General features: G+C 26.6%; 12 protein-coding genes and 5 pseudogenes. 6 read left to right on the top strand and 11 right to left on the bottom strand.

The window, feature by feature from the left end; genetic code table 11:
• The first annotated feature begins 97 nt into the window (after nt 1-97).
• Both BBA70_RS03935 and trpS read left to right on the top strand, forming a co-directional pair.
• A pseudogene (locus tag BBA70_RS03935) lies at nt 98-4811 on the top strand (PolC-type DNA polymerase III).
• A 112-nt stretch (nt 4812-4923) separates the two neighbouring features.
• A pseudogene (gene trpS / locus BBA70_RS01600) lies at nt 4924-5927 on the top strand (tryptophan--tRNA ligase).
• A 52-nt stretch (nt 5928-5979) separates the two neighbouring features.
• Here trpS and sufU read toward each other — a convergent pair.
• From sufU to BBA70_RS01545, 11 genes and pseudogenes are all read right to left on the bottom strand, one after another.
• The gene (gene sufU / locus BBA70_RS01595; protein ID WP_011412592.1) at nt 5980-6423 is read right to left on the bottom strand and encodes a Fe-S cluster assembly sulfur transfer protein SufU; all 444 of its coding nucleotides are present in this window, start codon (nt 6421-6423) and stop codon (nt 5980-5982) included.
• Between the two features lies 1 nt (nt 6424).
• Nucleotides 6425-7645: an aminotransferase class V-fold PLP-dependent enzyme gene (locus BBA70_RS01590; protein WP_011412591.1), complete on the bottom strand. Its 1221-nt coding sequence runs from the start codon at nt 7643-7645 to the stop codon at nt 6425-6427.
• Between the two features lie 88 nt (nt 7646-7733).
• Nucleotides 7734-7964: a hypothetical protein gene (locus BBA70_RS01585; RefSeq protein WP_252861527.1), complete on the bottom strand. Its 231-nt coding sequence runs from the start codon at nt 7962-7964 to the stop codon at nt 7734-7736.
• A 155-nt stretch (nt 7965-8119) separates the two neighbouring features.
• Nucleotides 8120-8962 carry a tyrosine--tRNA ligase gene (gene tyrS, locus BBA70_RS01580; RefSeq protein ID WP_252861526.1) on the bottom strand — a complete coding sequence of 281 codons (843 nt, stop codon included), beginning with the start codon at nt 8960-8962 and terminating at the stop codon, nt 8120-8122.
• 1 nt (nt 8963) lies between these two features.
• Nucleotides 8964-9320 (bottom strand): 50S ribosomal protein L19, encoded by a 357-nt coding sequence (gene rplS / locus BBA70_RS01575; RefSeq protein ID WP_011412589.1) that lies wholly within the window; start codon nt 9318-9320, stop codon nt 8964-8966.
• A 42-nt stretch (nt 9321-9362) separates the two neighbouring features.
• A pseudogene (gene trmD / locus BBA70_RS01570) lies at nt 9363-10090 on the bottom strand (tRNA (guanosine(37)-N1)-methyltransferase TrmD).
• Nucleotides 10091-10148: 58 nt separating this feature from the next.
• Nucleotides 10149-10412: a 30S ribosomal protein S16 gene (gene rpsP / locus BBA70_RS01565; protein ID WP_011412587.1), complete on the bottom strand. Its 264-nt coding sequence runs from the start codon at nt 10410-10412 to the stop codon at nt 10149-10151.
• A gap of 441 nt (nt 10413-10853) precedes the next feature.
• Nucleotides 10854-11831 carry a peptide chain release factor 2 gene (prfB, locus tag BBA70_RS01560; RefSeq protein WP_252861525.1) on the bottom strand — a complete coding sequence of 326 codons (978 nt, stop codon included), beginning with the start codon at nt 11829-11831 and terminating at the stop codon, nt 10854-10856.
• A gap of 136 nt (nt 11832-11967) precedes the next feature.
• Nucleotides 11968-14411 (bottom strand): annotated as a pseudogene (gene secA, locus BBA70_RS01555) (preprotein translocase subunit SecA).
• A 567-nt stretch (nt 14412-14978) separates the two neighbouring features.
• The gene (locus BBA70_RS01550; protein ID WP_011412583.1) at nt 14979-15488 is read right to left on the bottom strand and encodes an NUDIX hydrolase; all 510 of its coding nucleotides are present in this window, start codon (nt 15486-15488) and stop codon (nt 14979-14981) included.
• Between the two features lie 1084 nt (nt 15489-16572).
• A complete protein-coding gene (locus BBA70_RS01545; RefSeq protein WP_252861524.1) occupies nt 16573-16956 on the bottom strand; it encodes a hypothetical protein in 384 nt (127 codons plus the stop codon).
• Between the two features lie 247 nt (nt 16957-17203).
• Between BBA70_RS01545 and BBA70_RS01540 the strand changes: the two are divergent.
• The 4 genes and pseudogenes from BBA70_RS01540 (at nt 17204) to BBA70_RS01525 (ending at nt 21732) form a co-directional block, all read left to right on the top strand.
• Nucleotides 17204-18123: pseudogene (locus tag BBA70_RS01540) on the top strand (IS3 family transposase).
• A 1014-nt stretch (nt 18124-19137) separates the two neighbouring features.
• The gene (locus tag BBA70_RS01535) at nt 19138-19635 is read left to right on the top strand and encodes a DUF2963 domain-containing protein (RefSeq protein WP_252861523.1); all 498 of its coding nucleotides are present in this window, start codon (nt 19138-19140) and stop codon (nt 19633-19635) included.
• A gap of 1084 nt (nt 19636-20719) precedes the next feature.
• Complete coding sequence (locus BBA70_RS01530; RefSeq protein ID WP_238374424.1) at nt 20720-20863, top strand: hypothetical protein; 144 nt, start codon at nt 20720-20722, stop codon at nt 20861-20863.
• 548 nt (nt 20864-21411) lie between these two features.
• On the top strand, nt 21412-21732 hold the full coding sequence (locus BBA70_RS01525) for an SVM family protein (RefSeq protein WP_011412576.1): 321 nt from the start codon (nt 21412-21414) through the stop codon (nt 21730-21732).
• Nucleotides 21733-21929 lie beyond the last annotated feature (197 nt).

Below are 21929 nucleotides of genomic sequence, written 5' to 3'. Positions count from 1 at the left end.
ACATGAAATTCATGTAATTTTTATTTGTTTTATTTTTTAAAAACGATTTGAAACAAAAAATTTTGATTTATAGGATCTTTTCCTGATCAACTATTAGGTGGTATTTATTGTGTATAATCATTCATTTAAACATTTTATCAAAAAAAAAGGTTTTTGCAAAAAATATTTTCAAAATCCTCAAGTAAAAAAAATATCAGTTTGCCAAAAAAACCAAAATGGGTTTTACAAATCACATTTAAACATTTGCCTTTTATTTGTGATTTAGAATTTTTTTTAGAACAATTACTCCAAGAATTAACTATTTTATGGAAAAAACAAGATGAAAACAAACCTAATTTACCCCAAATTGAATACCACATCGATTTTGAAAATTGGGATTATCTAGAATCTTTGGCAGAAAGTTATTTTAAATATATTATAACCCAAGCCAGTTTTAAAAAAAATATCATGATTTAGATTATTTTGCAATTCAAAATCACCAAGTAAATTTTCAAAATGGCAAATTTATCATTTTTGTAAATCCTAATGCATTTAAATGTTTAAACAAAAAAATAGGAATTCTTAAAGATTTTTTTCTAAATTTTATGGTTTTAAAAATGAATTTATCTTATCAACAGATAGAAAAATTGATATAAATAGAAAAAAATCCACAAATATTGAAATCGAAGAGTCGCAACAAAATCCAAATAATCAAACCAACTCCAACGAACAAAATCAAGAAAAAAATCTAAATAACAAAGAAAACCAAACTTATCAAACAGAACAAACAAAACAAGTAAAAACAACACCCCAACAAAAAAATATAATTATAATAAAGGAGCTTATAATAGCAATTCTAAAATGACAACTAAAAAAACAAAAATAAAAGACCTTCCTAAAAATAAACAAGAGCTTGAAGAATTAAAATGCCAAAACCCCAATACTTATGTAATTGTTGAAGGTTTTTTAGCTCACCCTATTAAAGAAATTAATTTTCAGTATTCTTATTTAAAATTTGTTATAGAAGAAAACAGCAATGATTTTTCTATCGAAAATAAAGATGCTATTTTAATTCAAAAAAAAGTTTCCAAAGATGAAAAAGAACAATTTTTAAAATCCAATTACCAAACTGGACAATTATTTAGAATCACAGCTCGAATTAATTATAGTGCTTGGGACGATGTTCATTTAATTATGGAAAAATACGAAACCTTAGAATCAGATTCAATTTCGCCTTCATTAATCCGCAAAGACTTGGGTTTTCGAGGCAAAAAAAGAATTGAATTTCACACTCATACTAAAATGTCTAATTTAGACGCCATTAACAGCGCCAAAGAATATTTACAAATAGCAGAATCATGGGGACACGAAGCGATCGCTTTTACAGATCATGACGGCATTTATGCTTATCCTGAAATTAACCAACATTCCAAAAATAAAAAAATCAAACCTATTTATGGAGTGGAAGTTGATTTTATTGAAGAAAAACCTATTTATATCACCAATCAAAAAGAAGATAATTTAGAAAAAGATTTTGTTTTAAAAGAAGCTACTTATGTGGTTTTTGACTTGGAAACTACTGGATTATCTAATGTTCGTGACAAAATTATTGAAATCGCTGGAATAAAAATCAAAAACGGAAATAAAATAGGCGAGTTCCAAAAATTTATTGACCCGCAACAAAAACTAACCAAAACTATCACAAATATTACCAATATTACGGATGAAATGCTTCAAGGACAACAAACAATTGACCAAGTTTTGCCACAATTTTTAGCTTTTGCCAAAGACTGTGTTTTGGTGGCTCACAACGCTTCTTTTGATGTTGATTTTTTAAAAGAAAAAGCAAAAGAACTAAAAATATCTTTAGAACCAAAACCTATTATTGATACCATGGCATTGTCTCAACGTTATTTCAGCAATTTATTAAAATATTTTTCTTTAAAAAGATTAGCAACTGTTTTCAAAGTCAAATTAGAAGACCATCACCGTGCACTTGCGGATGCCACTGCCACATCAGAAATTTTTATCAAAATGATTGATCAATTAGCAGATCCAACCAAAGATCCCAAAAACGAACAAGTAATTAATTTTTTTGAATTACAAGAAAAAATTGATCACAAATACGAAAGACCTTATCACATCAATATTTTAGTGGCTAACCAAACGGGTTATCGCAATCTTTTTGAACTTTTAAGCAACGCTTTAACTAAAGATTTTAACAAAAGACCTCGTGTTTTAAAATCTAATTTAGCAAATTTAAGACAAGGTCTTTTAGTAGGTAGTGGTTGCATGAATAGCAATATTTTTGAAATAGCTCTCAATCAAAATATTTTCAAATTACAAAGAGCTATTTCTTTTTATGATTACATCGAAGTACAACCTCCACAAGCTTATAAACATTTAATTCATGATTTAGGTAAAAACGGGATTCAAATAATTGAAACTACTCTCAAAACAATCATAACAGAAGCCCAAAAACAAGCAAAAATAGTAATTGCCACCGGAGACGTTCATTATATTCATCCTTGGGAAAAAGATTATCGTGAAATTTATATTAGTGCCAAAATGGTAGGAGGCGGCTTACACAAATTATCTAGATACGAAAATAAAAACTTACCAGAAAACCACCTTTTAACTACCCAAGAAATGATAGATGCATTTGCTTTTTTACACGATGAAAACTTGATTTATAAAATTGTAATTTCAAATACTCATTTGCTTAATTCCAAAATTGAAAAAATAAAATCTTTTTCTTCGGAACTATTTTCTTTCAAAGATGATGCTTTCAAAAAAAACTTACAAATACCAAGCATTAAAGAAGAAATTAAACGTTTAGTTGATGCAAAAGTTAAACAAATGTACGGTTCACCCCCCCACCCTTTAATTAAAAAAAGATTGGATCAAGAGTTAAAAAGCATTATCGGAGAGACAAAAAACGAAAAAACTAATCAAAATATTGCTCCTGTTTATTATTTATCACATTTATTAGTTAAAAATTCTTTGGCAAAAGGTTATTTAGTAGGATCACGTGGTTCAATTGGTTCTTCTTTAGTGGCGACTATGTTAGAAATTACCGAAGTAAATCCGTTAAAACCGCATTATTATTGCCCTCAATGCAACTACACTATTGTCCAATTAAAAAAACCCCAAGAAAAAGAACAATATTACAAACCAGAAGAGGAAAAATACCACAAAGAGCTTGATAATGTTTTTTCGGGATATGATTTGCCAAACATGCCTTGCCCCAAATGCAACGCCCAATTCAAAAAAAACGGCCATGATATTCCTTTTGAAACTTTTCTTGGCTTTGAAGGCAATAAAACTCCTGATATTGATCTAAATTTTGCAGGCGATTACCAAAGCCAAGCCCACAATTACATTAAAGAATTATTAGGAGAAAAGCACGCTTTTAGAGCAGGAACCATCCAGACTGTTGCACAAAGAAACGCTTATGGTTATACAATGGGTTTCGTAGAAGAAAAACAAAACAATGGCGTAAACAAAAAGTAGCCCAAATTGCCAACAAAATCCAAGGGGTTAAACGTTCTAATGGCCAGCATCCAGGAGGAATTGTTGTTGTACCGCCTGATCGAAGCATTTATGAAGTAACTCCTGTCCAATATCCAGCTAATGACACCAATTGGAAAACTACTCATTTTGATTATCACTCTTTTGAGCAAAATCTTTTTAAATTAGATATTTTAGGACACGATGATCCTATGATGATTAAATTTTTGATGGATTATGTTAAAGAAAATTCAGGGAATTTCCCTTTTACAAGAGCCCAAGATATTCCTGTAGATGATCCTGAAGTTTATAAATTGTTTTCCAACGAGTTCAAAATTAATTCTTCTGTAAATTCAGGAAACAAAATAACTATTGATTCTTTGGGTATTCCTGAATTTGGAACTATTTTTGTCAAACAAATGTTAAAAGATTTAACAACAACTAAACAAAATTCACAAAAAAAAGCAATTAAAATTAATTTTGCTGCTTTAGTAAAAATTTCAGGACTTTCACATGGAACTGATGTTTGGAACCAAAACGCCAGAGATGCTATCAACAAAACAGGCGAATTTGAAAAATACAAAAACAAAACTATTTCTTTTGATGATATAATTGGTTGCCGTGATGATATTATGTTACAACTACAAGAAAAAGGGATTGATCCTTTAAAAGCTTTTGATATTATGGAATTTATACGCAAAGGCAAACCCCAAGATGATTTTCAAACATGGAAAAAATACAAACAAGAAATGAAAGACAAAGTAGAAGCTTGGTACATTGATTCTGCAGCTAAAATTAAATATTTATTCCCTAAAGCGCACGCCACTGCTTATGTTATTATGGCTTTGAGGATTGCATGGTTTAAAATGCATGCACCATTAGCTTTTTATAGTGGTTATTTTTCTAAAAGAACAGAACAATTCGACCACCAAACAATGATTAGCAACGATATAAAAATTATTAAAGAAAAGTTAAATAAGCTTGCAGAATTAAAAAAAAGCAAAAAGATCAAAGCCAAAGAAGAAGCTTTAATCAATACTTTAAAAATAGCCGAAGAAATGGTACATCGTGGTTTTAAATTTTTAACTGTTGATTTTAATAAATCAGATGTTAGTGTTTTAAAAATAGAAGATGGTGGATTTTTAAGGATGCCATTGCTTTCGCTTGATGGTCTAGGTTTGATTGCTGCTAATAAAATTGTAGAGGCGCGTCAAGAAAAACCATTTACTAAAGCGGATTTTGCAACTCGTTCTAAAATTAACAAAACTATTTTAGCCAAAGCAAAACAAGAAAATCTTTTAGAATCTTTAGAAGATGAATGAAAATAAAAAAACGAATAATAAATAAATTTGATTCAATCCACAAAAATATTAAAGATGATTTTGCTATAATAAATCATTTTTCAAAAAAATCAAAAAGGAGGTGCTAAAATTGATACCAAATAAAAGATTAGTGTCAGGCATCAAACCAACAGGGGATCTTACTTTAGGAAATTATATTGGAGTTTTGAAACCTTTATTATATTTACAAAAAACTTAAAAAATTTTGATTTTTATCTTTTTATAGCTGACTTGCATGCCCTTACTTTTTATCAAGAACCTCAAAAACTTAAAAAACAAATCAAAAAAATAGCAGCTCTTTATTTGGCAGCAGGACTTGATCCTGAAAAAATAAATTTGTTTGTTCAATCTGAAGTATCACAACATACTTATTTGTGTTATCTCTTGGAATGCACTTCTTATTTTTCTGAACTACAAAGAATGATTCAATATAAGGAAAAAAACAAAATTAATTCAAAAAATATAAGAACTTCTTTATTTACTTACCCCACATTAATGGCAGCTGATATTTTGATGTATGATGCAAATTTAGTGCCTATCGGAAAAGATCAAAAACAACATTTAGAATTAACTAAAACTTTGGCTACAAGATTTAACAATTTATATGGTAATACTTTTGTTGTTCCGAAACCTTTTTTTAATCCTTTGGGTTCAAAAATAAAATCTTTGCAAAATCCTTTGAAAAAAATGAGTAAAAGTGATACGGAAAATCCAAAAAGCTATATTTTACTTTTAGATGATCCTCAAATAATTAAAATTAAAATTGCCCAAACTGTTACAGATTCCCAAAAAATAATTAAATATGATCCGGAAAATAAATCTGGAATTTCCAATCTTTTAACCATTTATGCTTCTTTAAAGCAAATTAGTATTTTTGAAAGTGAAAAACTTTTTCAAAAAAGTAATTATAAAGATTTTAAAGATAAAATTGGTGAAGAAATAATTAATTTTGTTGTGCCTTTGCAACAAAAATTTTATCAATTAATTAATAGTGCAAAATTGGATGATATTTTAAATAAAGGAGCCCAAAAAGCTTCCTTGATTGCAGAGAAAAAAATCGAACAGGTGCGAAAAAAATTAGGTATTTCGAGATTTTGATTTATATATTTATTAAATAAAAAGACTAAACTTAAAAGGTTGTCTTTTTTATTTAATAACTTTTTTTATTGTGTGTTTTAATTAATTCTTGTAAAGATTTCCAAGGAAGACTTATACAAGTAACTCTTCCAGGAAAATTAATAAAATGTTTAAATAATAGTAATTCTTTGTCGAGTTGAGTTTCATCATACATTTGATTATTAATCATAGCTAAAAAATGGTTTATTTTTTCTAATATTTTTGAAATTTCTATATTTTTAAAATTTATAGACATCAAACTTGCTGAAGCACAACAAATAGCGCAAGCTTGAGTTTCGTATTTAATATCTATTAATTTTGAATTTAAGATTTTGATTTGTAACGAAATAGAATCACCACAAGAAACATTTTTATTAGTTATGTTTATAAAATCAGGGTCTTGAGAAAGCCCCCAATTTTGAGGTTCTTGATAATGTTTAATAATTAAATCACGATATAATTTATTTATTTCTAACATTTTAATGCCTTGATTTATTTATATTAAATTTGGAGAAGAAAGTTTGCGTTTTTTTTAAGTTTTTAATTAAAATACCAACGTCTTCTTGGTTGTTGTGGATACCTATAGAAACCCTAATTATACTTGTTTGTTTTATTTTTTGAGTAGCTAAAAAGGCACAACATCTACCAGTTCTTACATAAATATTTTCCTGAGATAAAAAAACTTCTGCATCGTGAGCATGAATTTGATTAAAGTTAAAAGTAATGATATTAGAAAAATTTTGGGGATTGTAAATTGTAATATTAGGAATTTGCTTTAATTCTTTCATTATATTTTGATAAATCTTTTTTTCATGTTTTTGGATGTTTTCAAAACCAATTTCTTCCACAAATTCTAAAGCTTTTTTGAAAGCAAGAATTCCTGAAATATTAGGAGTTCCTGATTCGAATTTATTAGGAACTTCGTTGAGTAAAAAATGTTTTAAAGAAAATTCTTTAATTGAAACGCCTCCAAATAAAGTAGGTTGTAATTGTTCTAATAAATGATTTTTACCAAATAAAATCCCTATTCCAAAAGGACCGTATAATTTGTGTGATGAAAATGCTAAAAAATCTACGTCTAAAAATTTAACGTCTATGGGTAGGTGGCTTGATGATTGGGCAGCATCTAAAATAACTAAAATGTTTTTTTGGTGAGCTAAAGTTGTTATTTCTTTAATGGGAGTTTCGTACCCTAGTAAATTAGAAACATGAGTTAAAACAACTATTTTAGTTTTGCTTGTTAAAACCTTAGCAAAATTTTCTACAGTTATTTGATTTTGTTCGTTTAGGGGAACAAAAATTAATTTTGCTTTTTTTAATTTAGCTTGTTTAATCCAAGGAAGCACAGAAGAATTATGTTCTAATTCTGATGTAATGATTTCATCACCTTCTTGAAGGGTTTCTCCTAAATTTTGAGATAATATATTTAAAGAATCAGTAGTTCCTTTGGTAAAAATAATTTCTTCTGGTTTAGCATTAATAAAATTAGCTGTTTTAATTCTTGTTTCGTTAATTAGTAAAGTGTTTTGATTAGTCAAAACTCCAAAAGATTTGGTATTAAGTCCGTTTGTGTTATAAAATCTAGTCAATTCATCTATTACTTTTTGAGGTTTTAAAGAAGTAGCAGCATTATCAAAGTAAACAAGCTTAGGGTTAGTTTTGAAAATCGGGAAAAGACAGCGAAAAGGATTATTTTGCATTTTGGAAACCTCTTAATTTGTTAAAACATATTTTTTTTATAAATAAATTAATAAAATAAATAAAAAGTTATTAATAATTAAAAGACTATTAAAGCGTTATTTTTTTTCCTTTTTTTAAAAGGATATATTTACCAAATAAAGTGTTTTCTTTTGTTATTATAAAATCAAGGGATTTGATTTTTTGATTAAATAATTTAATTGTGTTGTCTTTGATAAATTCACGAGCTTCGCTTTTAGAAGTTGCCAGTTTTGTTTGAACTAAAGCATCAACTAATAAAATATCTTCTTTTATAGAATGACAAAACAAAGTTTTTTGCAATAAAATAAAATCTTTCTCTTGGAAAGATTCTTTTTTAGCATTAGAAAATAAAATTTGGTTAGTTTTTATACATTCTTGTAAAATATCTGAGGAATGAATTAAATTAATAATGCTTTGGGTGAGAGCTTTTTGAGCTAATCTTTTTTGGGGATTTTCTAAGGTTTTTTTTCTAATTCCAAAATTCCTTTCTTGGGGATTAAAGTAAGCATTTTTAAATAATTGATTACTTCTTTATCAGAAACATTTAAAAAATATTGATAAATTTCATAAGGTGAAGTCATTAAAGGATTTAACCATAAAACCCTTTTTTCACTTTTTCCAAATTTAGTGCCATCTGAATTTAACAAAAGAGGAGTACTAACTCCTAGGGCATCAGATTTTTTTTCTAATTTTCTAATTATTTCTAGTCCGCTTGTAATATTTCCCCATTGATCAGAACCACCTAATTGTAATCTAACTTTATGATTTTTGTATAAATGATGAAAATCTAAAGATTGCAAAATCATATAAGAAAATTCAGTAAAAGAGATACCAGAAGCAAGCCTTTTGGCTACTACGTGTTTGGAAAGCATATAGTTAATGTTAAAAAATTTTCCGTAGTTTCTGAGAAAAGAAATGATATCTATTTGAGAAAGCCATTGATAATTATTAACAAATTCTACTTGTTTGTTTAACAATATGGTTTTGAGTTGAGATTCAATACTTTTAGCATTTTGCAATGAATTTTCTAAGGATAGTAATTTTCTTTCTTCGGTTTCTTTGGGGTCTCCTATTAAACCCGTAGCCCCACCAACTAAAATAACGGGTAGATGCCCTTGTCTTTGCATTAATAAAATCATTGTTATTTGAATTAAATGACCAACTGTTAAAGAATGAGAAGTAGGATCAAACCCACAGTAAAACTTAACTTGGTTATTGTCTAATAATTCTTTAACTTGTATTTCATTGTTACAATCTTTAATTAAATTACGCCATTTTAATTCTTCATAAAAAGACATTTTATCTTTGTTCTTTAATGCGAGAAGCTTTAGAAGAAAGGTTGCGAACATAATGCAATTTCGCGCGACGAACGATACCGCGACTAACTACTTCTATTTTCTCGTTAGTAGGGGAATGTACTGGGAAAGTTAATTCAATTCCTACACCAGCAAATATTTTTCTTACAGTAAAAGTTTCTGTAACTAATCTTCCTTGACGTTTAATAACTAAACCTTCAAAAATTTGAACCCTTTTGCGGTTTCCTTCATCAATTTTGATCAATACTTTAACTGTATCTCCAGGTTTGAAAAAAGGGACATCTTTAAGTTGATGTTGGTTAACTGATTCTATTAAATTTTGTCCTTTTAATTGAGACATAATTTTGCTCCTTTGTTTAATTCAAACAAATAATTTTTTGCATTATTTTTGTAATTCTTGTTTAATTTCTTTTAAAAGTTTGGTTTGTTCTAAAGTTAATTTTTTATTTTCCAAAAGATCAGGTCTTTTTTGCAAAGTTTTTTTTAAACTTTCTTTTTGGCGCCAAGATCTTATTTTAGCATGGTTTCCAGATAACAAAATAGTAGGTACTACGTGATTAAAATAATTTTGCGGGCGGGTATATTGAGGATATTTAAGCAAGCCTTGTTGATGGGAATCTTCAAGATAAGATTGTTCTTTGATAACTCCTGGAATCAGTCTTGTAATTGCATCAACCAAAACAGTAGCAGCGATTTCTCCTCCTGTCAAAACATAATCACCTATGGAAATTTCTGCATCAATATATTGCAATATTCTTGCATCAACTCCTTCATAATTACCGCATAAAATAATTAAATGAGTTTCTTTTTGGGCAAAATTAGTGGCATGTATTTGATTAAAAATTTGTCCTTGAGGAGATAATAAAATAACTTTACTTTGGGGGGTTTTATTTTTTGCAGACAATCAAAAAAAGGAGGGAAAGAAAGCAACATTCCAACTCCTCCCCCATAAACACTATCATCTACTTGATTATGTTTATTTGAACTATAAATTCTTAAATCATGAATTTTTATTTGAACTTTTTTTTGTTCTAAAGCTCTTTTAATAATGGAAGTTTCACAAAAACTTTTAAAAAAAGACGGAAAAATAGTTATAATTTCAATAATCATAAAATTTAGTTTTTAACCGTTAAAGGCACTTTCATTTATTTTTGAAATTGAAAAAAAATTATTTTTCAAATTTAGTTTTATTTTTTGCAACAAATTTGCTTTTTTTAAATACTTTTTTGACTGTTTTGGTTGGTTGAGCGCCATTTGATAACCATTTTTGTGCTTTGTTGTGGTCTAATTCAACAATATCTAAAATAGTGTCATAAGTTCCTAAAATTTCTAAAAATTTACCATCTCTAGCATTTTTAGATTCACTTGCAACTACTCTGTAAAAAGGTCTTTTATGCACTCCGAAACGTTGTAAACGCATTTTTATTGCCATAATAAAAACCCACTTTCTATTTTTTTATTAATCGTAAATTAAAAAGTTCATCTTAAATATTATCACATAAAATAACTGAATTGTCAAGTGTTTTTGATAAAAAAGATGGAAAAAATGTTTTTTGATGAATTCTTAAAAAATAAAATCTTTTGGAGATTTTAATTAAGGTGAAAGATATTTCAGTACATTAAAAAATGTTTAAAAATCAATAACAATTAAATAATAAAGGGAGTGATTTTGATGAAAATAGTGTGCTTTGTTGTTTTCAAAAAAATAAAATATTAAAATCATTCCAAGACAAAGCCAAAAAGAAAAACCAAAACAAGTCTTTGGGGGAAATATTTATTCTTTGGAATGTCTTTTTGTCTTGGCTTTTCCTATAATTATTTTTTTAATATTGGGTTATTGATTAAAAAACTTCAATTAACTTTGTATTTTTTTTTATTCATGAGAAGAACTAATAGGTATTTTAGTTAAATATCCGTTAATAAATTCGTCGATGTTTCCATCCATTACTTGTTCTAATTGAAAAATTTCTTGATTAGTGCGGTGATCTTTAACCATTTTGTAAGGGTGAAAAACATAACTTCTAATTTGAGAACCCCAACCATTTTCTTTTTGATCACTTTGAAATTTTTTAGCATTTTGTTCTTTTTGTTGTTTTGATGCTAATTGAAATAACTTAGTTTTTAGCATTTGCAAAGCTTTTTCTTTGTTTTTGATCTGACTACGTTCGTTTTGACAACCCACTACTAATCCTGTTGGCAAATGAGTTATTCTTACTGCCGAATCTGTAGTATTTACGTGTTGTCCGCCTGCACCACTACTTCTAAAAACATCGATTTTCAAATCTTCTGTTTTTAAATTAATTTTGATTTCTTCGTTAATTTCCGGTAAAACATCACAAGCTACAAAAGAAGTATGCCTTTTGGAATTAGAATCAAAAGGAGAAATTCTTACCAAGCGATGAACTCCTTTTTCCGCTTTTAGATAACCATAAGCATAAGTTCCTTTAATTAATAAAGTAGCTGATTTAACTCCCGCTCCTTCACCTAGTTGATAATCAAGAATTTCGGTTTTAAAATTCTTTTTTTGAGCGTATTTTTGATACATACGGAAAAGCATTTCGCACCAATCTTGTGATTCAGTACCTCCTGCTCCTGGATGAAATAACAAAATAGCATTATTAATATCATAAGGTTGATTCAAAAAAATTTTAATTTTGAAGTCAAAAACAGATTTAGTAAGGTTTTTTAGTTCTTCTTCTAATAAAGCAGAAGCTTCATTTGGGCTTTCATTTAAGTTAAAAAAAGTTTCTAGATCTAAATAATTTTGTTCTAAAATTTCTAAAGTATTTTTTTGTCTTGCAAGTCGTTGAATTGTTGGCTTATTGTGACAGCTTTTTTTGGGTTTTGCCAAAAATCTTCTTTTTGCATGGCACAATTTAATTTCTCGATTGTTTGATTAGTTTTTTTAAATTAAGTGCTTGTTTTAAATCTTGGAGATTTTGGTACAAGTTTTGTAAAATTTGATTAATTTCATATTTTTCCATAAATTAATTCCAAGGTTTTTTAGAAGTTCTTACTTTTCTAGTTCTTCTTTTTTTAGAAGATTCATCATCACTTGAATCATTTTTGAAAAAAACTTTTTGTTTGGGAGGCGTTTGAAAACTATCTGCAAAAGAAAACTTTAAAATGGTAGCAGTAATGTCGTTTGCAATTTTTGTAATCATGTTATTGAATAAAACTTGTCCTTCTTTTTGATATTCAATGAAAGAATCTTGTTGTCCATAACTTACAAATCCAATTCCTTGCCTTAAAGAACTCATGTCATTGATGTGGCGTTGGTAGTAATTATCAATTATTTTTAACGTAATCCATTTAAGACCTTTTGCAAAATATTGAGCTTTTTCAGGGTCTTTTACAAAAAAATCTTTTTGGGATTGTAAAATATCTTTTACTTTTTGAAATGAATATTGTTGAAAAGAATCAAGAGAGTTCGTTTTGGGATTGTTGCATAATTCTTGTACTTCTTCTAAATCAAAGGTTTGTTTAGGGAAAAATTTATTTTCTAAAAAAGTAATTAAAGCTTGAGTTTGACATTTGTTAGGTTTATTGGTAAAATGTGTAAAAATAGCTTTATTAAGGGTCTTTTTCATTAAATCTTGAACGATTTGTTCTACTTTATCACTAACTAAAATTTCTTTTCTTTGGTTATAAATGATTTCTCTTTGAATACGTAAAATATCATCATATTTTAAGAGGTATTTGCGATAGTCAAAATTGGAAGATTCTACTTTTTTTGTATTTTAGTAAAAAATTTAGTCACCATTTTAGATGAAGTTTTGGTTTCAGAATCGCTTATTTTTTGGAGCAAAGAAATAATTTTTTCTATTCTAGTGCCACCAAATCTTTGGGCAATTTCGTCTTCGCTAGAAATAAAAAAGCGTGAATAACCAGGATCTCCTTGACGTCCAGCGCGCCCTCTTAATTGATTGTCAATTCTTCGTGATTCATGTCTTTCAGTACCTAAAACAGAAAGTCCGCCTAATTCTTTAACACCTTCGCCTAAACGAATATCAGTTCCACGTCCTGCCATATTAGTAGCAATAGTAACTGCGTTTTTAAGTCCTGCCTTAGCAATAATTTCTGCTTCTTTAGAATGATTTTTGGCATTTAGAATTTCGTGTTTGATTGAATGTTTTTTTAATTTTTTAGAAATAATTTCAGAAACTTCTACTGTAGTTGTCCCAATTAAAATGGGTTGTCCTTTTTTGTGACGAGAAGTTAATTCTTCAATTAAAGCATCGTATTTTTCTTTTAAAGAAACAAAAATAAAATCGGGTTCATCAATTCTTATCATAGGAACATTAGTGGGGATTTCGATAACTTCCATGTTATAAATGTCTCTAAATTCGTCTTCTTCAGTTTTGGCAGTTCCTGTCATCCCTGACAATTTTTGATAAAGACGGAAAAAATTTTGATAAGTAATAGTAGCTCCAATGGAAGTTTCTTTTTTAATTAATAGCCCTTCTTTGGCTTCTAATGCTTGGTGAAGACCATCGCTAAATTGTCGTCCTGGCAAGGCGCGTCCAGTAAATTGATCAATAATTAGAACTTGACCATCTTTGTAATCAACTAAGTAATCTTTGTCTTTGTGCATCGTAAAAGCTGCTTTAAGGGCGTTTTTGACGTGGTGGAGCAAGGAGGCGTGTTCTATGTTGTATAAATTATCAATTTGAAAAAAGTTTTCAGCTTTGGTAATTCCTTCTTCTGTAAGTTCAATTGTTTTAGTTTCTAATTCAATAAGATAATGGCTGTTTTTAAGTGTACGAACAAAACGTTGGGCTTCTTTGTATAAATTTTTAGTTTCTTTGACACTTTGAGAAATAATTAAAGGCGTTCTTGCCTCATCAATTAAAATAGAGTCTACTTCATCAACAATAGCGTAGCTGTAAGGGCGTTTCATTACCAAATTGGAAGCTTCAATTTCCATGTTGTCTCTTAAATAATCAAAACCTAATTCACTGTTAGTAGTGTAGAGAACATCACATAAATAGGCTTGTTGTTTTTGTGTTTGGTCTTTGTCTTTGGTATTAAGTCCTACTGTCATTCCCAAAAAGCGAAAAACATCACCGATGCTACCTTCAAATTCTCTTTTAGCTAGGTATTCGTTGACTGTAACAATGTGAACGGCGTTACCACTTAAAGCATTAAGATAAGCAGGCATGATGGCAGTAAGGGTTTTTCCTTCTCCAGTTTTCATCTCGGCAATATTTCCTTGGTGCAAAATTACAGCGCCCAAAATTTGAACGTAATAAGGAGTAAGTCCTGTTACTCTTTTGGTAGCTTCTTTGGCAAGAGCATAGGCTTCGGGGAGCAGTTGGTTAAGGGTTTTCCCTTCTTGAAAGAGTTTTTTTAATTCTGCGGTTTTTGTAGCAAAATCTTTGTCATCTAATAAAGCTATTTGGGCTTCTAAATTTTGTACTTTATTAGCTATAGTTCTAGCTTTTCTTAAAGCTTTTTTGGAAGAATTAAATATTTTTTTAAAAAATTAAACATAACCGTTTTAATCCTTTATATTTTTAGTTTTTGAATTTGTAATTTTTGGGTTGTTAATTTGTATTTAATAATTCTTGCTTTGGTTCAATATTAAAAAATGAAAATAAAAAATGAAAACGCAATGAAAATAAAATAATGTTAATTTTTATCAAAAACCTGAGTGAAAAAACAAAAATTAACAATTTTAGGAAAAAATGAAAATAATTGGGCAATATTTTGGGTAGCAAAAGCCCTTATTTATAATCCAATTATTATTTATTTTAACATATATTTATTAATTTGTGGACATCATTTAATTATTTTTTGCTGTTTGTGGATTTGGTGGTGTTGTTTGAAAAAACAAAAAGTGCGCGATGAGAAAATGCAAAAAAAGACTACCGCCATTAGATAGTCTTTTTAGTTAAAACAATTTATTTTGTGATTTTAAAAATTGCTTTAAAAATTTGAACAATAAATGCTACCTAGATAATTTTTAAATAATTTGGAATGTGTTTTAATTTTTTTCTTAGAAAAAACATTTTGCCTGACAAAATTTGGTTTTGTATGTTTTAGGTTGGTTTTGGTTTTTGTGTTGTAAAAAATCTTTTAAAAAGGTTTTGTCAATTTCCATCATAGCATCAATTGGCAAAGAGGCCTCATCAAACCATTTTAGTTCGGCAACTTCATCATCTTGTGGACTTAATTTTCCTTGTGTTTTAGTTACTAAAAAAGCCATAACAACTGGATAGACAACATCTCCGTTAGGATAATTGATAACAAAATGTTTTCCACAATAGGTACGAAAGGGATGAATTTCTAAAGCTTTAAGACCTGTTTCTTCTTCTAGTTCTCTTGCGCAAACATCAGCTCCAGTTTCTCCTAATTCCATTGCTCCACCATGAAGCCCCCAAACATTAAAATCTTTGCGGAATTGCAATAAATATTTATTATTTTCATAAACAATAACGGAAGCCCCAGGAGAAAATAAAGGGTCTTTTCCAATTTTTTGGCGCAATTTGTTGATATAGTTGCTCATTTAAAAAAACCTTTTTCTATTCTTTCTTTTTTAATTTATTTTTTTAATTTTAGCTTTTTTATTTTAATATTGTCAATATTGTCAAAAAGTTATTTTTGAATTAAGGAATAAATACTTTTGGTAAAATTAGTAAAAAGTGTAGATAACATAAATAGCAGGTAAATGAAATTGCAAATAATAAATTTTTTGTAAAAATATTTACAATTATTATTTGTTTTATTATAAATATTTGTTTAATGAATGGTTAATTTTTCGCTAATATTTTTCCTCCCAATATTTTTTAGGATAGTTTTTTTGTATTTGTTTGAAAGCTTAGTGAAATGGCGCTTTAACAAACAAAATAAAAGATGACAAAACTAAAAAAATTATACTTACTATTTTATTTTAGCATTTTTTTAATATTATGTTATTTTTTGCTAACTTTTTTTCATTTTTATTGTTGTTTTGTAATTTGAGAAAAAGGTAATTTTTAGTAATTTACTAATTTTAGCTACTAAAAATACTTGATTATTCAAAAATATTGACTTTTATATTAGTTGTGAAAAATGCGAAAATATTATAATAACTCAAAAAGGAATCCCCTCAACAAAAGGGTTTTGTATTATTTCAAACATTTGATTATTATAAAATTATAAATATTATTTATTATAACATTTTTTAAAGAATATTTTTTAGTAGTTTCATCTAAATATTTTTGAGATAAAGTTTTTTAATTAATAATTTACATGCTATTTCATCTAAGGCATCTTTATTATTTTGTAATAAATGTTCTGTTTTTTTGTAAAAAGGTATTAAAATCTTTTTAAGGATAAGGAGAGAATTTATTTAAGTTATGTTTAGCGATATTGTGGTCAGAAACAGAACCTTTTCCTATTTGCAAAGTTTCATTTGATAGTTTTTGGCTAAAATATTTTCAGCATCAGCTCCTCCAAAATTAAGGAGTTTTTCTGTTTTACGAGCAGTTTTTTTAAAACTTTGCTAAAATCAAAGGAAATTAAATATTTCAAGGGATTTTTGTAGGCGATTACTGAGTTTTTTCAAAATATTGTTTCTTTTAAAAAAAATCTTTTTCTTATTACTTATATTATAGCATTAATAATTTCAATAATTTAAAGTTTTTTAAGTTTTGTAATTTAAAATATTTTTTAAAATTCTTATTAAGAAAATAATTTTTTGGTTGAATACTAGATAAATTTAAACTAAAATAATTAGAATTTTGAACTTGGTTTGGAGTCATATAAGATTTAAACAATAAAGTTAAATTATGTGGAATTTTAATATTTCTTCCATTAATTATTTTTTTAATATTCCATTCAAATATATTAGAAAAATTAAAATTAACAATTGGAAATGAACTTAATTCTATTTCTTTAATTATATCATAAGGGAATAATGCTAAAAAAGATTCTTGAGGACAAGAAAAACATGTACGAGAAAATCCAAACAAATGACGACTATAAAAACTCAATTCCTTTATTAGAATTTGATTCAATTTGTTTATCATTTTTTAGAAACATATTTACTAATATATGAAACAACTTTATTAACATATTTTTTTTTAATCAAAAGTGATAAGTACACATAAATAAAACGAAGAAGAAAAACTAAAAACTCCCCCAGTTGCGCGCTACCCCCGTTTTTTTAAATAAACTATAATCATTCAGAGTTATAATGGTTATGTATATGATATAAAAAAATGAAAAAATATTTAAATCATGAAAAAAATAGCTAAAATAATAGAAAAAGAGAAACAAAAAATAAATTATTACAAACTCTAATGAAAAAACCAAAAAACTGATAAAAAACTGTTTTTGAATTAGTTAAACAATTTAATCAAAAACTAAATTTAACAACCATTTTAAAAACTATCAAAACCAAAAGAAGCACTTATTATTATTGGTTGAAAGTCGAAAATAAAATAAAAGCCAAAAAAGAAAAATACTTATTACAACAAAATCGCATCAAAGCTTTATGTTTACAAGAAAAATATTTTTGCGGTCATCGTAAAATCACTGATTTATACCAAAAAACTTTTAACGAAAACATTACCAAGAAAAAAATTTATACTATTATGAAAGAAAACGGTATTTTTTGTCGTTTAAGAATTAAAAAAATAAATATTATTATAAAAATAATTTAAAAGCTAAATTAAAAGTGGTAGACAATTTAATTAATCAAGACTTTATATCAACTAAACCCATGAAAAAACTATTTACCGACATCACTTATTTCAAAACTCCCCAAGGATTTTTATATTTTTCTTGTATTATTGATTCTTTCAACAACCAAATTATCGCTTCCCACACTTCCAAACATCAAAATAAAGAATTAGTTTTAAACACCATCCCGACCAAGGCACAGTTTATCAATCACAAAAAGTCCAACAAACACTAACTAAAAAAGGTTTTTTATTAGTATGTCAAGAAAAGCTACTCCACGTGATAACGTCGTAATTGAAAACTTTTTCGGCCAAATGAAAACTATCTTACAACATCAACATCCTTTTTTATTTCAAAAATCACCTGAAAAAGTTAAAAAAATAATCAATTATTTCCCCAAATTTTGGAACAATCAATGGATTTTAGCTAAATTAAATTATTCATCACCTTCTCAATATTGTCAAAATTTTAGATAATAGTTTTTTATTTCAAATTTTCAACCTTGAAAAAGGTTACTTTTTGCGCATTTTTTTAATCAAAATAACATAATTACGTAAAAAAATAATTATAATTTCATTTTCTTACCACTTTTTTAACTTTTTTTACTTAAATATATAGTGTAAGGGTAAAATATGACAAAAAAATATCTTTTGAAACTAAAGAATTATTAAAAGTTTTAGAAACTTTTTGAAATTTAAAAAAATATTTCTTTAGTTTGAAAAGATATGAAATTATCTACTTAATTTTAAGTCTTAAAGAACAATTTTAAAGACAAAAGTTGTCTAAAAAAACGGAACAGCGCAATAATATATACCTGATTATGAACCCTTCTTTAGGAAGTGTGATATTATTTCAAACTTTAAAACCTAAAAAACTATTTTAAACGACAATGGTATTAATTTAATTAAACTTTGTCAAAACGAATTAAACGAACCCAGTTTTATTTTGCAATAATGTTATTAATTTTGAAAACAAATAAATAAAACCAAAATTTATGCAAACCAGTTTGTAAATTAATATATAGTTGAATTATTACTTTTACATAAAAACCCTTTCTTTTATTTTTATTGTATATTAAGCGTCGATAACTTAACAATTTGCAAATAAAAACTTTTAAAATATCAAATATTGAGTAATTTTAAAATATTGATGCAAATAACAATATATGTTGTATAATAAGGGTACTTATTTGTGATCTATGATTTGTGCTTTTGATTTTAAGATTTAGTAATTACAATTTAGCAATTTTAGCGTAAATGAGTTTTGACAAATTATAACACAAAAAAAGAAAAGTAATTTTATGAAATTTTTAAAAAAAGAAACAAAAGACCAAAAAGAAAGCAAACAAAAACAAAAAAAGACATAAATGGCAATTGATTAACATATTGTGCCTTATTTTAATAGTTATTACAATATTTTTAAGTGGTTTTATTTTATATAATAAAAAACAAAAAGATAAAATATTTACTAACAAAAAAGAATTATTTAAAATGCCAAATCCCATTATCCAAAAAAATAAAGCAAATAATAATGAAATAGTTAATCAAAATAAATTAACTCCAAATGAAAATAAAAATAATTTAATTGATATAAACTCAAATGAAAATACCCAAATAATAAATATATACGGTTCAATAACAAACAATTTAATCAAAAAAACTACTTTTTACCCCGATCAAAAAACTATTAATTTAATTGAAAAATACAACCCCCAAACTAAAAAATGCCTACAAATAAAACACTTTACACAACAAGGAACTTTATTTTGTGTCATATATCTTGATCATAATACTCAAAAAATAACAAAAATAATTTATTACCAAGATAATAACAAAATAGACAACGAATCCAAATATAGCCTTCAAACTGGAAAAAAGATTTCTCACACTTATTATCTCAAAAACGGCGTTGACATTGATTACATAGATAAATACAATGAAAAAGAAGAAATTTCAGAAACAATCCATTATATTGTTACAAAATACTAAACTAGTTTTGGCCCTTGAGAAGAAAGTTTAAGAAAAGAATTAAAGCTGGTCGAAAATCGTCGTGAAATTCAAACTAAACCTTCCAATCTACTAATTTACATCAAAAAAAAAAAAACCTCCAACCCTTTTGGCCGTTGGAATGAAGATGGTAAAACTTATGACCGCACCACTTTAGACGGATTTGATAATGCTATTTTCAATCAACAAAACAACAGCCAATTATTTCTTTGCATCTACTTCAAAAAACAAAAACACAAAGGTCCAGGCGGAAATAACTTAATCGTTAAATACAAAGGTCCTAAACACTTCTTACAAGAAGACAAAGACTATTACCTTCAAGAAAAAATCACCCAAAAAGATAAATAAATCATCCAACTAAACCAAATCATTAACCAACAAGCTGAAGAAATTAATCGTTTAAGTGATGAATTAGAACAACAAATTGATAAATGGGTCCAACAAAACCTACATATTCAAGCTCTCGAAGGAACCATTAAGGCTTTAAGAAAACGCCTCTGGCAAATATCTCGAAGAAAACGCCGAACTCCGTTATGAAATCAACAAATTCAAAGAACAAATAAAAGACGAACAAAAAGCCCATGAAGTAACTAAAAAAACGAGTTGAAAAAACAAGAAATTTTATTAACAACCCAAAAAAACAGAATATTAACAAATCAAAAAACCATAAAAAAACCAAAAAACCTAGAAAGGCTCTTTCCAACCTATAAACCAAAAAATAGGGGATAAAATAAATGATAAAGTTAAATCTGTAAGAACTTGGTTCCGTAAATGGTTTTAAGGTTAATTAAAAAATTAAATATTTTAAAATACCTGTATATTAAAAATTCTTCGAAAAAATTAATAACTTATGATTAAAATTAAAAAAATAATCAAATGGTTTTTCTTAATAATTATTTTTCTTGTGGTAGCTATTATTGGTTTTATTATCTTAACCGAAACGAAAATAATTAAATTACTGAAAGGAGATTTAATTAATGTTTAAAGCAAAAAACAATTTAAAATATTTTATTTTTGTTTATTAATTTTCGTAGGATTATTTTTAATTACTAGTAATAATTATATTATGGCGATGAGAAATAAAAATAGTAATAATAACGAAATTGTCAATGATGAAGAGTATGCTTTATATGTACAAGCAGAATTTGCAATACTAAACGAACTAACAAACTTCAAATTCAATAATGAAAAAAACCGAAATTTTGCATAAACAAAATTGTATCACAGCAGCAATCAAAAAATATAATAAAAGAAAAAATAATCATCAAGTATCAACAAACCATGATAACCAAACATCAAGTTCTCGACAAAATATCAATTCAATAATAGAGGTTAAAAAATAATCCATCAGATGATGATCTTCAATATATTGATTTAACAAAAAAACAATTCTAATATATATTCGGTTGATAAAACAGAAAGTTCTAAAAAGAACAATTCTAAAAATAAAGGACATGATAATAATCATGTTAATTTTCAAAATCAAGCTCGTATTTTACAAAACTTAAATTTTCAACAAACTAGAATAGTTCAACAAATTTTTAATGCTAGAAATAATAACTCTTCTGAAGAAGTTATTAACAATTTTGTGAGACAAAATATTGAATTAAGTAGTCGTATCGCTTTCTCAGCAAATCATTGTCCATAACGCCATGGCGCAACAAAACGATCAAAATCAACAAAACAATCCTAGAAGACGTTAAATAATTTAAAATATATTTTATTTGTTATTATTAATATCAAAGGAAATTTCATATAATGTTTAAATTAAAAACAAATTTATTATTTTTTAAAATCGTTTTATTTATTAGTTTAGAATTATTTTTAATTATTAATAATAATTCCGTTATGGCGATTAATTATGAAAATGAATCAATTTCATACAAGATGAATACAATTAATGTTATAGAAAAACAAATAATAGATTTTGTTGAAAATTCAAAACAAAAATATTCAAATTTAATTAATAACGATATTAAAAATTTAACCAAATGGATTGTGTTGAATGGCGATAAAGAAGATAAAAATCAAATTCTTTTAATATTAGAACAAATATTACAAAACAATCTAAATAAATAAAAATAATTTAATATAAATTTTACTATTTTAATTAAGACCTTCCTCATGGTCTTTTTTTATTGACAAAATATCTAAAACGAAAGCAAAACTAAATTATGTTCATCAAAGAAATCTTACCACCTTTACAAAGTAACATAATCTTTTTTTTATGAACATAGTTTTTAGGTTTCTTTTTTTTGAAGTTGTTTGGAGATAAT

The organism is New Jersey aster yellows phytoplasma, assembly GCF_002554195.1.
GTDB lineage: Bacteria > Bacillota_I > Bacilli_A > Acholeplasmatales > Acholeplasmataceae > Phytoplasma.
The sequence above is the reverse complement of the archived record's forward strand: the minus strand, read 5'-3'. Positions and strand labels throughout refer to the sequence as shown.

Bases quoted from the DNA above. Each gene is read 5' to 3' on its own strand.
- sufU (WP_011412592.1), bottom strand. From the start codon at position 6,423: ATGTTAGAAATAAATAAATTATATCGTGATTTAATTATTAAACATTAT.
- BBA70_RS01590 (WP_011412591.1), bottom strand. From the start codon at position 7,645: ATGCAAAATAATCCTTTTCGCTGTCTTTTCCCGATTTTCAAAACTAAC.
- tyrS (WP_252861526.1), bottom strand. From the start codon at position 8,962: ATGTCTTTTTATGAAGAATTAAAATGGCGTAATTTAATTAAAGATTGT.
- rplS (WP_011412589.1), bottom strand. From the start codon at position 9,320: ATGTCTCAATTAAAAGGACAAAATTTAATAGAATCAGTTAACCAACAT.
- rpsP (WP_011412587.1), bottom strand. From the start codon at position 10,412: ATGGCAATAAAAATGCGTTTACAACGTTTCGGAGTGCATAAAAGACCT.
- BBA70_RS01550 (WP_011412583.1), bottom strand. From the start codon at position 15,488: ATGAGCAACTATATCAACAAATTGCGCCAAAAAATTGGAAAAGACCCT.
- BBA70_RS01535 (WP_252861523.1), top strand. From the start codon at position 19,138: ATGCCAAATCCCATTATCCAAAAAAATAAAGCAAATAATAATGAAATA.
- BBA70_RS01530 (WP_238374424.1), top strand. From the start codon at position 20,720: ATGGCGATGAGAAATAAAAATAGTAATAATAACGAAATTGTCAATGAT.
- BBA70_RS01525 (WP_011412576.1), top strand. From the start codon at position 21,412: ATGTTTAAATTAAAAACAAATTTATTATTTTTTAAAATCGTTTTATTT.